The sequence below is a fragment of the Vreelandella maris genome (genome assembly GCF_013371085.1).
Taxonomy (GTDB): domain Bacteria; phylum Pseudomonadota; class Gammaproteobacteria; order Pseudomonadales; family Halomonadaceae; genus Vreelandella; species Vreelandella maris.
This window is the reverse complement of record NZ_JABWCV010000005.1, coordinates 141249-155929: the sequence shown is the minus strand read 5'-3', so window position 1 is coordinate 155929 and position 14681 is coordinate 141249. Positions and strand designations below refer to the sequence as shown.

Annotated in this window: 16 protein-coding genes; 4 read left to right on the top strand and 12 right to left on the bottom strand. The window is 56.1% G+C overall.

All coding sequences use genetic code 11. The features are described from left to right. Positions 1-22: 22 nt before the first annotated feature. The 5 genes from nusB to nrdR all read right to left on the bottom strand — a co-directional run bounded on the left by nusB (position 23) and on the right by nrdR (position 4019). Positions 23-517 carry a transcription antitermination factor NusB gene (gene nusB / locus HUO07_RS05850; protein WP_101145129.1) on the bottom strand — a complete coding sequence of 165 codons (495 nt, stop codon included), beginning with the start codon at positions 515-517 and terminating at the stop codon, positions 23-25. Further along, positions 514-1002 (bottom strand): 6,7-dimethyl-8-ribityllumazine synthase, encoded by a 489-nt coding sequence (gene ribH / locus HUO07_RS05845; protein WP_176302773.1) that lies wholly within the window; start codon positions 1000-1002, stop codon positions 514-516. Before ribH ends, nusB begins: the two co-directional genes overlap by 4 nt. A gap of 73 nt (positions 1003-1075) precedes the next feature. Further along, the gene (gene ribBA, locus HUO07_RS05840; RefSeq protein WP_176302772.1) at positions 1076-2242 is read right to left on the bottom strand and encodes a bifunctional 3,4-dihydroxy-2-butanone-4-phosphate synthase/GTP cyclohydrolase II; all 1167 of its coding nucleotides are present in this window, start codon (positions 2240-2242) and stop codon (positions 1076-1078) included. 110 nt (positions 2243-2352) lie between these two features. Continuing rightward, entirely contained in the window at positions 2353-3519 is a 1167-nt protein-coding gene (gene ribD, locus HUO07_RS05835) for a bifunctional diaminohydroxyphosphoribosylaminopyrimidine deaminase/5-amino-6-(5-phosphoribosylamino)uracil reductase RibD (protein WP_176302771.1), read from the bottom strand. Further along, the gene (gene nrdR / locus HUO07_RS05830; RefSeq protein ID WP_176302770.1) at positions 3516-4019 is read right to left on the bottom strand and encodes a transcriptional regulator NrdR; all 504 of its coding nucleotides are present in this window, start codon (positions 4017-4019) and stop codon (positions 3516-3518) included. The genes ribD and nrdR overlap by 4 nt, the downstream gene beginning before the upstream one ends. 211 nt (positions 4020-4230) lie before the next feature. On the opposite strand from nrdR, the gene HUO07_RS05825 reads away from it, so the two are divergent. The 4 genes from HUO07_RS05825 to HUO07_RS05810 all read left to right on the top strand — a co-directional run bounded on the left by HUO07_RS05825 (position 4231) and on the right by HUO07_RS05810 (position 8381). Further along, the gene (locus tag HUO07_RS05825) at positions 4231-5997 is read left to right on the top strand and encodes a sugar phosphorylase (protein ID WP_176302769.1); all 1767 of its coding nucleotides are present in this window, start codon (positions 4231-4233) and stop codon (positions 5995-5997) included. Between the two features lie 119 nt (positions 5998-6116). Further along, a complete protein-coding gene (locus HUO07_RS05820) occupies positions 6117-6932 on the top strand; it encodes a TlpA family protein disulfide reductase (protein WP_176302768.1) in 816 nt (271 codons plus the stop codon). A gap of 66 nt (positions 6933-6998) precedes the next feature. Continuing rightward, positions 6999-7781 carry a thiol:disulfide interchange protein DsbG gene (gene dsbG, locus HUO07_RS05815; RefSeq protein WP_176302767.1) on the top strand — a complete coding sequence of 261 codons (783 nt, stop codon included), beginning with the start codon at positions 6999-7001 and terminating at the stop codon, positions 7779-7781. Positions 7782-8087: 306 nt separating this feature from the next. Continuing rightward, on the top strand, positions 8088-8381 hold the full coding sequence (locus tag HUO07_RS05810) for a GIY-YIG nuclease family protein (RefSeq protein WP_246286484.1): 294 nt from the start codon (positions 8088-8090) through the stop codon (positions 8379-8381). A 552-nt stretch (positions 8382-8933) separates the two neighbouring features. Here HUO07_RS05810 and HUO07_RS05805 read toward each other — a convergent pair. The 7 genes from HUO07_RS05805 to HUO07_RS05775 form a co-directional block, all read right to left on the bottom strand. Continuing rightward, positions 8934-9944 (bottom strand): c-type cytochrome, encoded by a 1011-nt coding sequence (locus HUO07_RS05805; protein WP_176302766.1) that lies wholly within the window; start codon positions 9942-9944, stop codon positions 8934-8936. After that, the gene (locus HUO07_RS05800; RefSeq protein ID WP_176302765.1) at positions 9941-10606 is read right to left on the bottom strand and encodes a c-type cytochrome; all 666 of its coding nucleotides are present in this window, start codon (positions 10604-10606) and stop codon (positions 9941-9943) included. The genes HUO07_RS05805 and HUO07_RS05800 overlap by 4 nt, the downstream gene beginning before the upstream one ends. Before the next feature lie 27 nt (positions 10607-10633). After that, entirely contained in the window at positions 10634-11953 is a 1320-nt protein-coding gene (locus HUO07_RS05795; protein ID WP_176302764.1) for an ATP-binding protein, read from the bottom strand. After that, on the bottom strand, positions 11950-12666 hold the full coding sequence (locus tag HUO07_RS05790) for a response regulator (RefSeq protein WP_176302763.1): 717 nt from the start codon (positions 12664-12666) through the stop codon (positions 11950-11952). Before HUO07_RS05790 ends, HUO07_RS05795 begins: the two co-directional genes overlap by 4 nt. 123 nt (positions 12667-12789) lie before the next feature. Next, complete coding sequence (locus tag HUO07_RS05785) at positions 12790-13209, bottom strand: DUF6691 family protein (protein ID WP_176302762.1); 420 nt, start codon at positions 13207-13209, stop codon at positions 12790-12792. 11 nt (positions 13210-13220) lie between these two features. Beyond that, positions 13221-13688, bottom strand: a complete 468-nt coding sequence (locus tag HUO07_RS05780; RefSeq protein WP_176302761.1) for a YeeE/YedE family protein — start codon at positions 13686-13688, stop codon at positions 13221-13223. Positions 13689-13737: 49 nt separating this feature from the next. After that, positions 13738-14604 carry an MBL fold metallo-hydrolase gene (locus HUO07_RS05775; protein WP_176302760.1) on the bottom strand — a complete coding sequence of 289 codons (867 nt, stop codon included), beginning with the start codon at positions 14602-14604 and terminating at the stop codon, positions 13738-13740. Between the last annotated feature and the right edge of the window lie 77 nt (positions 14605-14681).

The following is a 14681-nucleotide window of genomic DNA, read 5'->3' as shown; positions in this document are numbered from 1 at the left end:
CGCATTGTCATGACGCTCGCGTTCAGAGACGACGAGCGCTGACCTCGGCACTACGCAGGCGAATCGCCAGCTTGTCTAGAATGCCGTTCACGTATTTATGGCCGTCGGTGGCGCCAAATGACTTAGCCAGCTCAACGCCTTCGTTAATCACTACACGATAGGGTACTTCCATTCGCCGGGATAGCTCATAAGCGCCTAAGCGAAGAATCGCCAGCTCGACGGCATCGAGATCTTCCAGACGGCGATCTAGCAGCGGGGAAATTTCACGATCCAGTTCCGCTTTAAAACGAACGGTATTGTGCAGCAATTCGTGAAACAGCGCTTTGTCGGCGATCTCCATCACCTTGACCCAGTTTTCGTGGTCTTCCAGGTCGTCATCGGCTACCTGACTACGAAACTCAGCTTCAATGGTAGTGATGGATTTACCCGTCATTTGCCACTGATAAAGCCCCTGCACGGTTAACTCACGCGCCGCGTGGCGGCCTTGCTGAGCAGCAGAGGGTTTACGCTCGCTCATTGGGTATCTCCTAACGGCAGCGCGCGTAGCAGTGAGACCATTTCCATGGCGGCCATGGCCGCTTCGGTGCCTTTATTACCGGCTTTGGTGCCCGCGCGCTCAATCGCTTGTTCGATCGACTCAACGGTTAACACGCCGTTAGCGACCGGGGTATCAAATTCAAGCTGCAAGTGATTAATCGCTGTGTTGCAGCCGCCCGCTACGTATTCAAAGTGCGGCGTTCCACCGCGAATCACCGCGCCTAGCGCGATGACGGCGTCAGGCTTCATCACCTTCAACACGCGCTTGACCGCTAACGGCAGTTCCCAGGCACCCGGCACGTGAACAATATGGATATGCTCAGCATCGACGCCATGACGCGTCAAACTGTCGACCGCCCCTTCCACCAGGCTATCCACCACGTGATGGTTAAAACGACCGACCACGATGACATAATGTCCATCGACGTCAACAAAAGTACCTTCAACTTGAGAAAGGGAGTTCATCAATTTATTCCTGCTGCTTAGTACTGCTAGATTAGTACTGCGAGATTAGTCCTGCTGGAGTGATCCTGCTGGATCAGTCCTGCTGAAAGGTTGGCTCATCCGCCGTGTCATTAGGCCCCAGACGCTCAACGACTTCGAGATCAAAGCCAGACAGCGCGGAGAACTTCCACGGTGAACTCAATAATCGCATTTTACCCACGCCTAAATAGCGCAGAATCTGCGAGCCGGTGCCAATGGTTAAATAGTTGCCAGCGCCGTCAGAATCACTGGTACGCGGCTGGCGAACGCGATCCAAAAAGATATCCAGTTGATCTTTTAAATCCTGATGGGGGCTACCGTCATCAATCAACACAAATACCCCCGCGTTTGAACTGGCAATCTCCTCCAGCGCCCGGTGGGCATCCCAGCGGCACTGGTCGCCTTTCATCAGGCCCATCACATCGCGCAGCGTATCGGTAAGATGCACGCGAACCGTGGTGGACTCCTCTGGGGTGGGCTGACCGTTCACCAACGCCAAATGGTGAGCGCCCTGAATGCGATCACGGAAAACGTGCAGCGTCAGTTCGCCATGGGCCGTCATTACCGTTGAGGCTTCCAGGTGATCAATAGTCTGCTCGTTGACGATGCGGTAGTGAATCAAATCCGCAATGGTGCCCATTTTAATGCCGTGTTCTTGGGCAAACGCTTCAAGTTCTGGGCGGCGCGCCATACTACCGTCGTCGTTCATGATCTCGCAGATCACACCACTGGGATCACAGCCCGCCAGTGCGGCCAAATCACACGCTGCTTCGGTATGCCCCGCACGGCGAAGCACGCCGCCGGGCTCTGCCATCAACGGGAAAATATGCCCCGGCTGAACGATATCAGAGGGCTTGGCATGGGGCGCCACTGCCGCTTGAACCGTGCGCGCGCGATCCGCCGCTGAAATACCGGTGGTAACGCCTTCGGTCGCTTCAATCGAGAGCGTAAACTTGGTGCCAAAGCCGGAGCCATTGTCACGCACCATGAGCGGCAAATTAAGCTGCTCACAACGGGCACGGGTCATCGGCATACAGATAAGACCACGGGCGAAACGGGCCATGAAGTTGATATGCTCGGCCTGCACTTTTTCGGCGGCCATGATGATATCACCTTCGTTTTCGCGATCCTCATCGTCCATGAGAATCACCATTTTGCCCTGGCGGATATCTTCCACCAGCTCGGCGATAGGGGCTAAGCCTCTAGAGGAGGAGTGCGCCATGGAATCTCCAAAAGTTGTCGCGTAACGTTGCCGCAAAAAAGCTGTTGCGCCAGCTTGTAACGAAAAGTCGTCACGAAATAAAGTTGTCACGTTAGCTGCGATTTCGCGCGTCAGGGTACCTTGCTATCGCCAGTTGCGCTAGTCGACTGAGGGGAAGCGATAATGCGCCAATCGCGCCCCACCGCTCGCATATCATGAATGGTTAAACGCCGCTGATCGGCCATGCGTGAGAGCCCTGGCAACGCAAATAGCGGTCGTGCCTCGCCACCTAACAGCGTGGGGGCGACAAACAGCTGCAGCTCATCGACCAGATCCGCATCAAGCAAAGCACCCGCCAGGGTCGCGCCGGTTTCTACCAGCAGCTCATTAACCTGCTCGCTCTCGGCTAACCAATTCAGCATCAAGGCTAAATCAATGCGGCCATCGCTACCGGCAGGCAACACCTGCACCTCGGCACCCGCTTTGGTTAACCGTTCGCGCTTTTCAGCCACATGGTCTGGGGTGGTAACCACCAAGGTTCGCCCCGGTTCGCTTAAACAGGCGGCTGCCAAGGGCAAGCGCAAATGGGTATCTAACACCACCCTTAACGGTTGGCGCTGTACCACCTCATCGGCATTGGCAAGCGACAACTGCTCGGCGCGAAGAGTAAGCCGCGAGTCGTCCATGATAATCGATTCAACGCCGCTTAATATCGCACTGGAACGCGCTCTTAGCCGCTGCACTTGCGTTCGCGCTTCGGGCCCGGTAATCCACTGAGACTCGCCTGACCCCATAGCAGTACGCCCATCCAAACTCATGGCCATTTTCAGGCGTACAAAGGGGCGCTGTGTGGTCATTCGGGCAATAAAGCCAGGGTTCAATGCCCGCGCTTCGCTCTCTAGCAGGCCTACTGCTACCTCAATACCGGCTTCTTCAAGCAAGCGAATACCCCGGCCACTGACCTGGGGGTTGGGGTCCTGCATCGCAATCACTACCCGTGCCACCTTGGCCTTTTGCAGAGCAACCGCACAGGGGCCGGTACGCCCAGTGTGCGAGCAAGGTTCAAGAGTGACGTAAGCCGTCGCGCCCTGGGCCCGTTCACCGGCCGCGGTTAAGGCATGGATTTCCGCATGCGGCTCACCGGCTCGCCGATGAAAGCCTTCCCCAACGATCTGCTCATCGTGCACGATCACACAACCGACCCGAGGATTAGGATCTGTGGTGTAAAGCCCTTTGCGCGCCAGCTTTAGCGCCTGCGCCATAAAACGGTAATCGTCTTGGCTAAACAGGGCGCTCATTTTGGCGGCTCGCTAGTGTGTCTCACTGTGGAAGAGGACTCTTGATTGGGCTCTTGGGAAAGCCGATCAATCTCAGCACGAAATTCATCCAAATCCTGAAACTTGCGGTACACCGAGGCAAAGCGAATGTAAGCCACATGATCGAGGGTTTTAAGCGCCTGCATCACTGACTCACCAATATCACGGGCGTTGATCTCACGATCGCCTCGCGCACGAAGGGTTTGACGTATGCGCTCGACGGCCGCTTCAATGGCTTCCGCGCTGACCGGGCGTTTTTCTAGCGCACGCAACATGCCCGCCCGGAGCTTGGCTTCATTAAAGCTTTCCCGTGAACCGTCTGACTTCACCACACGAGGCATCACTAGTTCAGCAGTTTCGTAAGTGGTAAATCGCTCCTGACAGCTCGCACACTGGCGACGACGGCGCACTTGATCGCCATCGGCTACCAACCGCGAATCGGTCACTCGAGTATCGTTTGCACCACAAAAAGGGCAATGCATAGCGGTCAACCTGTTGTCAGCTCGTGCTGGCATGCCGCACGAGTTAGCGTGTTATAACCTGGCAATGAATATGCTATTAATGGCGTTTAAACTGGCATCAACGTCTTAAGCTAATGGATTTTAGCGTTTAAACGCGCTATCAACCACGCATTGTAACGATTTGGCACACAAGCTGCAGCGTTTGTGGCAGATTGTTTATCAGGAGCCACCCATGTCCCCCTTTGAGCAGACCGTGCACGGCTACCTCAGCCACCTATACGGACCGCGTGCTGACGAAGTGCAGCGCCGCTTGAATCAACACATTGAGCATTTTTTGTCGCTTGCCCCGTTTTCGTCCGCCCCTGGCGATGCTCCTTCCAAAAACGCACCTTCATGGAGCGAAAAAGATCAGTGGGTGATTAGCTATGGTGACTCCATTATAGAAGAGGGTGTGCCACCACTGGCTGTGCTTAGCGAATTTCTTCAAGCACGGCTGGGTGATCGCATTAGTGGTGTACACGTGCTGCCCTTCTTCCCATGGAGTAGCGACGATGGCTTCTCGGTGATCCACTATCGGGAAGTGAACAGTGAGCTTGGCGACTGGTCGCATATCCGCGAGCTCGCCGGTCATTACGACCTGATGGCCGATTTGGTGCTCAATCATGTTTCCAGGGAATCGCTCTGGTTCGTGGACTACCTGAGCGGCAGCCTGCCAGGCCGTGACTACTTTATCGAAGTTGACCCTGACACCGATGTTTCTCAGGTAGTTCGCCCCCGCAGCAACCCGTTGCTGGTACCTGTATCAACCCGGCGCGGCACCCGTTACCTATGGGCAACCTTCTCCGAAGACCAGCTCGACCTAAACTTTGAACATCCGGATGTACTGCTGGAGTTCGTCGGTATTCTGCTCTTCTACCTGGAGCAGGGCACACGGATTATCCGCTTGGATGCGGTGGCTTTTTTATGGAAGCGGTTGGGCACCTCCTGTATTCACCTGCCGGAAACCCACACCGTAGTGCGTTTGCTTCGCGCGATTGTTGATCATGTCGCCCCAGGCACTCTGTTGATTACCGAAACCAACGTGCCGCACCAAGAGAACATCAGCTATTTCGGTCTTGAACGGCTTCCCAAAGGGCCGCCCGATGAAGCGCACATGATTTATCAGTTCACTCTGCCACCGCTGCTGCTCCATACCTTAACCCGTGGCGAGGCCAGCACGCTGCAAACCTGGCTTGCCAGCCTACCGGTTCTGCCTGACCACTGTACTTACTTGAATTTTACCGCCAGCCATGACGGTATTGGTGTGCGCCCACTGGAAGGCCTACTGCCCGATCACGAGCGCGATGCACTACTGGAGCTGATGCACAAATTCGGCGGTTTTGTCAGCATGCGGAGCAACCCGGATGGCAGCGACACGCCCTACGAAATCAACATCACCTGGTTTGAAGCCATGCGCGGCACTCGCCGTGGTCAGGATCCATGGCAAATAGCTCGCTTCCTATGCAGCCAAGCGATCATGCTCAGCCTGCAGGGAATTCCAGCGCTCTATATTCATACGCTGACGGGCACACTCAACGATGTAGAAGGCGTTGAGCGCAGTGGTCGCCTGCGCTCGATCAACCGTAGGCGCTGGCAGCGTAGCGAGCTGGACCTGCTACTGGATAGTCCTTCCACCCCTACCCACGATGTGTTTCATGCCTTAAACCGGCTGCTGGATCAGCGTCGTCAAGAACCCTGTTTTCACCCCACTGCTGCCCAGAGGGTATTGGAATCGCCACCAGAATTGCTGGCAGTGGAGCGCGGCCCCCTGCATGATGGCCGTCGCCTGCTGGCGCTGTATAACGTCACCGACCTGCCGCTCCCCTTAGCGAATGTGGGTGAGGCGGTAACCCAAGCGCTGAGCCAGCACGCATGGCAGGCGCTTGACCCAAGTAACCCGTGGGAGGCCGAAGGCGCCCTTCCGCCTTATGCGGTGCGCTGGCTGGTGGCCACCAGTTAGTCGCGGCGCTTCGCTCGCCAGTTGCGACATAACGCCCCAGGGGCGACTAACATAATCCTTAAATAATCTAGTGCTGCGATGATGCCAGTCCAAGATAATATGAAGGATCGTTACTGGTTATGTTGCAACAAAGCATCGCCCTTGGCCCGATGGGCTTTAGTATTCACCAGCTATTGATCGGCCTGGCCTTTTTATTGGCGCTGCTGGCTGGCGCGCTGTTGGGAAGGCGCCATCGGGTAGCTGTCAGCGATACGCTGTTTACCCTGCTGCTGGTTGCCCTTGTCGGCGCGCGTTTGGTTTTTGTCCTACGTTACTGGGGCGAATACGAGGGTCTACTTTCCCGCCTGGATATTCGAGATGGCGGGTTTGATATCGTCGGTGGCCTTGTCGCGGCACTGGCGTACGCCGGCTGGACGCTGTGGCGCTCCCCCCGCCAGCGGGTGCCCCTTTCCGGTGCCCTACTGGCGGGCGGCCTTGTCTGGGGATTAACCGCCGCTAGCGCCACCATGATAGAGCATCAATCCCGGCCCTTGCCGGAGGTGGCGCTGACTACCCGTTCAGGCGAGCCCATTGACCTTCCCTACCTGTCACGCACGACCCAGCAACCCATGGTGGTCAATTTGTGGGCCAGCTGGTGTCCGCCCTGTATCCGTGAAATGCCGGTGTTTGAGCAAGCGCAGGATAATGAACCCGGCATCACCTTTGTGTTCGTTAACCAAGGGGAGTCGCTCGGCCAGATCAACGCTTTCATGGATGAGTACGGCTTTTCTCTCGATAATGTGTGGCAAGACCCACGCAATGCCGTTGGCCAGGCTACCGGCGCCAATGCGATGCCTACCACACTTTACTACGATGCCGACGGTCAACTCGTCAGTACTCATTTTGGCGAACTTTCCAGCGCCACCCTGCAGCAAGGATTGGAGCGTTTACGCTGATTGCTGCATGAACCGACCACCTTTTTTCGCCTGGCTAACGTCATCTCACTCAAACAGGATGTTGCAATGCGCTTGAACCACTACACCACTATCAGCAGTTTTCTTCTTCTGGCAGGACTGGGAGGAGTATCCACAGGCTACGCCGATGAACTCCCTGCCCCAATTCAGGCACTGGCCGACCAGGGCCTGGAAATTCATGGCCAGTTTGACGCCCCTGGCGGTTTGCGCGGCTACGGCGCCAGCGCTCAGGGCCAGGACATGGCCATCTATCTGACCCCGGATGGCGAGCATGCGGTGGTGGGAACACTGATGGATAGCGAGGGTAACGACCTCACTGAAGCGCAACTGGACAAGCACGTGCGTGCGCCCTTAGAAGCACAGACTTGGCAGCTTCTGAGCGAAAGCCATTGGATTCAGGATGGCGACGTGGATGCCCCTCGTGTGATTTACACCTTCACCGACGCCAACTGCCCCTATTGCCGTCAATTATGGCAAGACGTTCGCCCCTGGGTAGAGGCCGGTGAAGTGCAACTGCGTCATATCATGGTGGGTATTTTAGCGCCCGACAGCCCTGGCAAGGCCGCCGCCATACTCGGAGCCGACGACCCGGCGGCTACACTGCATGCTCATGAAAGTGGCCAGGAAGAAATCGACGCCAGTGCCCAGCCACGAGAGATCGAAGAACAGGTTTATGCCAATAACCAGCTTTTCGAAGAGCTAGGGCTGTATGCCACGCCCACCTCGGTTTTTCAGCGTGAAACAGAAAATGGTAGCGTGCGTCTTGACCGCATTCAGGGTTTGCCCAGTGACAAGCGGCTGATCGAGATGATGGGCAGCGAAGCGCCTTGAGCTTAGCCTGTCACCGCTAGCTGAGATTGCCGCGTCGCAAGCTCCTCACAATGACATAAAGAGGGCTACTCGCAATAGCATATGAATTGTTATTGCGAGCTTCCCCTGTCCCTACGCCCCCTCGCCATTGCGTCCCCCCTGTCATTGCGAGCAGAGCGAAGCAATCTCGGTTAATCCGCCACCGTAAGCCAAGGTCTTTTCACTTTTCATAGTCAAAATGAGAGTACTGTCTGCAATGATGTGCCCCTACCATTGCTAATAAAATGACGCTAGATTAATAAAAACTCATCGCCGAAAGGTCGATTTATGTCGACAGCAAGCAATCTTTATTATGTTTATATGCTGACTAATCGTACTCACCGCGTTCTTTATATAGGAGTTACAAACAACTTGGAGCGCAGGCTTTATGAACACCGCCAAGGTTTAATGCCAGGATTCACCAAAAAGTATCGTTGTCACAAACTTATATGGCTAGAGGAGACAAATAGCATAAAAGATGCAATAAGGCGCGAAAAACAGCTCAAAGCGGGTTCACGCCAACGTAAAAATGCTCTGATTGACTCGCTTAATCCGGAATGGGATGAGCTTGCACCATATTAATAGCTTTCTGAGCGCCACAATCCCTTATCATTGTGAGCCCCCTGTCATCGCGAACGCAGTGAAGCAATCTCGGGGTTAATCACCACCGCAGCTTAAGATTGCCGCGTCGCTGCGCTCCTCGCAATGACATAGGTGATGTCATTGAGATCCTCCTGTCATTGCGAACGCAGTGAAGCAATCTCGGGGTTAACCTGCCACCGCAGCTTAAAATTGCCGCGTCGCTGCGCTCCTCGCAATGACATAGGTGATGTCATTGAGACCCTCCTGTCATTGCGAACGCAGTAAAGCCATCTCGGGGTTAACCTGCCACCGCAGCTTAAGTTTGCCGCGTCGCTGCGCTCCTCGCAATGACATAGGTAATGTCATTGAGATCCTCCTGTCATTGCGAACGCAGTGAAGCAATCTCGGGGTTAATCACCACCGCAGCTTAAGATTGCCGCGTCGCTGCGCTCCTCGCAATGACATAAAGAGGGCACCTCTAAATGACAAACATAGAAAGCTCAGTGCAATGACAAACAAGAAAGCTCTTCACAATCACATTTCTTGACGGCATTACTCCTCCGACAGGTTCTCAAACCTCGGCATGCCCACGTTCCAGGGTTTGATATCGCCCTTCTCTCCGAAGTTGTCATGGTCTCCTAGCACATGGCCATCATGCTCGCGGGTTTGACCATAGAGTGAACGGCCGTGGAACCGTTCCGCCGTCTCGGCGACATCCCCGGTATAGCGAGGATCCTGAGGACGCTCCTGGCGGGTTATATAATAGGCAATATCCCAGGCCTGTTGATCACTGAGCGAGCGGGGCTGGCCAAGCGGCATGTTCTGATAGATGAAGCCCGCCATGGTTTCCAGTCGCGCGATGCCGGCTCCCCAGTTATTGGAGCCATCCCCCCAGGGCGCGGGAAACACGTACTCATCATTTTCATAGTGCCCGGCACCGTTTTCCTGGTGGCATATCGAGCAGTTTTCCTGGTAGGCAGTTTCCCCTCTAGCGTAGCTGGGGCCTTCGGCTGGCTCTTCCGGTGCCGGGAAGCCTCGACCATAAATCGGCTTGTCGGGATACATCGGTGCGCCGGTGGCCAGCCACTGATGATAGGCACTGAGTGCCAACATTTCATCACTACCATACTCCGGTGGCACGCCGTTCATGGAGTAGGCAAAGCAGCCTGCAATACGCTCTTCCAGGTTATTCACATGCTGATTTTTACCACGGAAATCCGGCAATGTGATGGCTGCTGTCCACACCGGGGCACTGAACGGCACCCGACCCTCCCCCAGATGGCAACTGGAGCAATTCATGTCATTGAAGACGTTTTCACCACGCAACTGCTGTGTATTAGTGAATAGATCATGACCGTAGCGGATGACTTTTTTCAGTTCGGGATGAATATCGGCACTTTCCAGATCTTCCATGGTGGGCGGTTCGTGCACCAGTTGGTTCAGCGCTGCATCCGCCCGTTCTTCCTGAGCAAAGACACTAGTGGCGTAAACGCTAATACCGATGCCGACCGTCAATGAACAGCCAGTAAGCGCTAAAACGAGAGGGCGTGGGCAGGTTATCATTGTGCTGACTCCTGGTCGGCGGAGGCGGGTTGCGTGGCGTACCAGGCGGATACAGCCTGAATGTCGTCATCACTCATGCGCTTGGCAATGGCGCCCATCAGGTTTTGCGGATCGTTGCTGCGGGTTTCGTTTTTCCACGCCGACAATTGAGTGCGAATGTAGCCGGCATGCTGGCCTGCAATGCCTGGGAAGGTATCACCTACGCCCTTGCCCCCAGGCCCATGGCAGCTTTGGCAGGAAACAATGTAGGCGTTCCAATCGCCACGTTCGGCGAGCTGCTGCCCACGGGCCAGCAGCGTCTCATCTGCCTCATCGCCGCCTTGCCCCTGGGTAGCGGGCAGTTGGCTGTAGTAGGCGGCCACATCAGCGATTTGCTGGTCGTTGAGCATATTGGCAAATGTTGCCATCGTCGCGTTTTCACGCCGCCCCGCTTTAAAATCATGTAACTGCTTGGCGATATAGTCGGCATCCAGACCAGCTAAACGCGGCCAGGACTCACCGTCCGGCACATTCATGCCACTGCCATCTGCCTGGTGGCAGGCGCTACAGCTAGCCGCGGCGGCTTGACCGCGCTCCGCGTCCCCCTCCTGGGCCACCGTCCCTGCGGCGATCAGGGTGAGACCTACACAGAGACCAACCCTGCTAACGTATTTGTTATTCATATCGGTTTCTCCCTTGCGTTATCATTTTTAGCTGTCCGCCACTGGCACCATTAGGCGAGCGGTAAACCCGCCCCCCGCCGGGCTGGCGAATGCCACTTCGCCATCGAATCGTTCAGCGATTGCCGCGACAATCGCCAGCCCCAGCCCGCTTCCCTGCTGTTTGCTGGCGCGCCAGAAGCGTTGCGTCAGTTGCTTGAGCGTCGCGTCATCGACGCCAGGTCCCTGGTCGCTGACGCTGAAGGTAAGAAAGCGCTGCCCGTGCTCCCACTGCGCCTCCAGTGTTACGGGTGTTTCCGATGGTCCATGGTGCAGCGCGTTATCGAGCAAATTGCGTAGCGCGGTAATCGCTAGCTCACGGGGCATGGCCAGGTTGGTTTCTGGCCAGTCAGCGGGCACCACAAAGCGGCCGGAGTGACTATGGTGGCAATCCGCCAGGGCGCACTCGGCAACATCGGCAACACGGCTTACCTCGCCATCATCAAACCGGGCACGTCCTTCTACCCGTGCCAGAGTCAGCAGCTGATCAAGGGTCGAGCTCAGCCGCACCACGCCCTCTTCCGCCTGATTGAGCGATGCCTTCGCCGCTTCCCCTTCGACGCGCCGGGCAACTTGCAGGTGGGTCTTGATGGCCGTCAGCGGCGTGCGCAACTCGTGCGCAGCGTCATTGGTAAAGCGCTGTTCGCGGATAATGGTTTGCTGCACCCGCGCCAACAGCGCGTTAAGCGTTGTAATGAGGGGCCGGATCTCTTTTGGCAAGCCGTAGGTAGCCACCGGCGCCAGCGCATCTGGATGGCGGTTGGCAAGCGACTCCCGCAGCCGTGTCAGCGGTGCCAGCCCACGCCAGATACCTAGCCACAGCGCCACCATGCTGCCCACCAGCGCCACCACAAACGGCACCACCGCCACCCGAATAACGCCGCTAAGCAGTATGTTCCTTTCATCCATCCGGTCGGCGGTGGTAATCACGATGCCATTGCGCTCGTAGGTGAAGACCCGCCAGGTCACATCGTCAGCCTGACGATAAGTGTGCCCGCCCTCTCCCGGCGCCAGCACATCGTCCATATCAGCATGGGTGCGCGCCATGACCTCGCCTTGGGGGGAATGCACCTGGCAGGCCAGCCCTTCAATAGAGGGAATGGAGAGCACTGGATGCTCGGCGTCCGCCCAAACGTCAAGGGGAAGCTGCAAAACCAGCCCCGCCACCATTCGCGCCGACTGCGCCAGACGTTGGTCCAGGGTTTCTACAAATTTGTCTTCCAGGTCGCGCATCAGCCACGCGGCGGCGATACCCCATAGCAACGCCAGGGTTAGCCCCAGGGTGATTAGTAAGCGGGCACGTAAACTCATAGCTGGCCTTTATCTATCTCACACTCATAGGGTGTGCCCGCCAAGTGCACCGCCTCAGGCTTGCCCAGTCGATAGCCAAGCCCGCGCACCGTTTCAATCACCCCGCTCCCGAGCTTGCGGCGCAGATGGTGTATATGCACATTCAGCGCATTGCTCTCGACATCATCATTCATGCCATAAAGGCTGTCTTTGAGCTGATCGGCCGACAGTACGCTGCGCGGCGATTGCAGGAAGGTTTCCAGCAGCACCAGCTCACGGCGAGATAGGGTGATCAGTTGCCCTTCGACATACACTTCGCGGGCAGCGGGATCTAACGCAAGGGCTCCATGGGAAATCATGCCACTGCTGCGCCCTGCCACACGGCGCAGCAAAGCGTGCAGGCGCGCGACTAATTCATCCAGATCGAAGGGCTTGACCAGATAGTCATCGGCACCGCCCTGCAGGCCATCCACCCGGTCTCGCACGGTATCTCTTGCGGTTAACACCAGCACCGGCACATCGACGCCCTGCTCACGCCACTCGGCCAACAACTGCAGGCCATCGCCATCCGGCAAGCCACGGTCAAGAATGACCACATCACTAGTGACTGTTCGCATCGATTGGCGAGCGGCGTTGAGCGTGGAGACGTGGTCGACGACAAAATCGAAGGTCATTAATCCAGAGCGGATACCCGATGCCACCAGCGGGTCATCTTCAATCAGCAAGACGTGCATAACGGTTTCCTTTTTATTACCTGACAGCATGACGGCCACGCATTAACTCAGCGTTAAGAAAACAAAACGCCCTTGCAATAAAGGCAAGGGCGTTAGCAATAGCGGCCATATAACTCCGACGTATTAGCCGAGCCTTTTGGCGGCAAACCACCCCAGCACCATCGTCAACAGCATGGCCGCTAGCGGGAGTGATATGCCGCCGATAGAGGCAATGGCAGGCCCCGGGCAGTAGCCGGAAAGCCCCCAACCAATACCAAACAGGGCAGCGCCGCCCAGCAACTTGCCATCCAGCTCCTTTTTGGTGGGTAATTGAAAGACGCCGCCCAACAGTGGTGCCGAACGCTTGAATACCAGCCGATAGCCGATAAAGGTGGTTACCACGGCCCCGCCAAGCACAAACATCAGCGTCGGATCCCAGGCGCCCGCTACATCTAAAAACCCCAGCACTCGTGCGGGGTCAGTCATGCCTGAAATTGCCAAACCCAAACCAAAAATCAGCCCCGCCGCATAACCAGCCGCTGTTTTCATCGCGTTACTGTTCATGACACTCCTGTTCATTGCACACCGCCTAGGCCTAACAGATGACGCGAGATATAAACGGTCACTAGCGCCGTCAGCAAAAACATACCGGTGGCCGCCATGGAGCGTGGCGCCAAGCGTGCTAGGCCACATACGCCATGCCCACTGGTACAGCCGCTACCAAGCCCTGTGCCCACACCCACCAACAAGCCGGCCACCAACATCAATCCGACGCCACCGGCTGGCGCGCCAATCACTTCACCCGGGCTCCCCGCCACGTTTCCCAAACCGCCACCTAATGCCATGATCAATAGCGGCCCGCTAATCAGCCCTAAAACAAACGCCACTCGCCAAGCACTATCGCCTTTGGGACGTTGGGTAATTAAGTTACCAACGATCCCACTAATCCCCGCGATACGCCCTAACGTTGCCATTAGCCAGGTGGCGGAAAGCCCAATCAGCAAGCCCCCAGCTAAGCCTTGTAAACCTGCTGTCCAATCCACTGGTGTCTCCCAAGCATTCCGCTTTCACAGGTGAAAAAAATAGAAACGGTTAGAAAAAATTAATCGGCACTTTTAAATAGACCGTGCCATTCTCTTCCGCCGGAGGCAGCGCTCCAGCACGCATATTGATTTGAACCGAAGGAATAATGAGCCGTGGCATGCCTAAGGTGGCATCACGCTCGGTGCGCATCTTCACAAACGCCTCTTCGCTGATACCTTCGTGAACATGAACATTCTCATTGCGCTGTTCTGCTACGCTGGTTTCATGCTGAAAGGTATCGCGGCCGGGGGCTTTATAATCGTGGCATAAAAACAGCCGCGTCTGATCGGGTAGCGCCAACACTTTTTGAATAGAGTGATACAGGGTACGTGCATCGCCGCCGGGGAAATCGCACCGCGCGGTGCCATAATCCGGCATAAAGAGCGTATCGCCTACAAAGGCCGCATCCCCCACTACGTAAGTTAAACAGGCGGGCGTATGGCCGGGGGTATGCAGTACACGGCCCTGTAATTGCCCAATGGTGAAGGTATCCCCTTCTTCAAACAGCGTATCAAATTGGCTGCCATCCCTAGCAAATTCGGTACCCGCGTTGAATGCCTTGCCGAAGATCTCTTGCACCTTGTCTATTTTTGCCCCAATGCCGGTTTTGCCTCCTAAATGCTCATGCAGATAGGGCGCTGCCGAAAGGTGGTCGGCATGTACATGGGTCTCCAAAATCCAGGCGACGTCGAGTTGGTGTTCGCGAATAAAGGCGATGATGTTGTCAGCTGAACGCACATCTGTTCGCCCAGCGGCATAATCAAAGTCGAGCACCGAATCTATGATCGCGCAGGCACTGCTATCGGGGTCTTGAACGACATAGCTAAAGGTGTTCGTGGGCTCATCAAAAAAGTGCTTAACAATTGGGCGTTGCATGACGGCCTCCCATTAGTGGTAATTGCATTCCCATGCTTTAAAGACAGCATAGTGCATCCCAGGTTCTATCGTTAGAC

Bases quoted from the DNA above. Each gene is read 5' to 3' on its own strand.
- HUO07_RS05795 (WP_176302764.1), bottom strand. From the start codon at position 11,953: ATGAGTTTACGTGCCCGCTTACTAATCACCCTGGGGCTAACCCTGGCG.
- HUO07_RS05810 (WP_246286484.1), top strand. From the start codon at position 8,088: ATGTCGACAGCAAGCAATCTTTATTATGTTTATATGCTGACTAATCGT.
- HUO07_RS05775 (WP_176302760.1), bottom strand. From the start codon at position 14,604: ATGCAACGCCCAATTGTTAAGCACTTTTTTGATGAGCCCACGAACACC.
- nusB (WP_101145129.1), bottom strand. From the start codon at position 517: ATGAGCGAGCGTAAACCCTCTGCTGCTCAGCAAGGCCGCCACGCGGCG.
- nrdR (WP_176302770.1), bottom strand. From the start codon at position 4,019: ATGCATTGCCCTTTTTGTGGTGCAAACGATACTCGAGTGACCGATTCG.
- ribH (WP_176302773.1), bottom strand. From the start codon at position 1,002: ATGAACTCCCTTTCTCAAGTTGAAGGTACTTTTGTTGACGTCGATGGA.
- HUO07_RS05820 (WP_176302768.1), top strand. From the start codon at position 6,117: ATGTTGCAACAAAGCATCGCCCTTGGCCCGATGGGCTTTAGTATTCAC.
- HUO07_RS05785 (WP_176302762.1), bottom strand. From the start codon at position 13,209: ATGAACAGTAACGCGATGAAAACAGCGGCTGGTTATGCGGCGGGGCTG.
- ribD (WP_176302771.1), bottom strand. From the start codon at position 3,519: ATGAGCGCCCTGTTTAGCCAAGACGATTACCGTTTTATGGCGCAGGCG.
- HUO07_RS05825 (WP_176302769.1), top strand. From the start codon at position 4,231: ATGTCCCCCTTTGAGCAGACCGTGCACGGCTACCTCAGCCACCTATAC.
- ribBA (WP_176302772.1), bottom strand. From the start codon at position 2,242: ATGGCGCACTCCTCCTCTAGAGGCTTAGCCCCTATCGCCGAGCTGGTG.
- dsbG (WP_176302767.1), top strand. From the start codon at position 6,999: ATGCGCTTGAACCACTACACCACTATCAGCAGTTTTCTTCTTCTGGCA.
- HUO07_RS05805 (WP_176302766.1), bottom strand. From the start codon at position 9,944: ATGATAACCTGCCCACGCCCTCTCGTTTTAGCGCTTACTGGCTGTTCA.
- HUO07_RS05790 (WP_176302763.1), bottom strand. From the start codon at position 12,666: ATGCACGTCTTGCTGATTGAAGATGACCCGCTGGTGGCATCGGGTATC.
- HUO07_RS05800 (WP_176302765.1), bottom strand. From the start codon at position 10,606: ATGAATAACAAATACGTTAGCAGGGTTGGTCTCTGTGTAGGTCTCACC.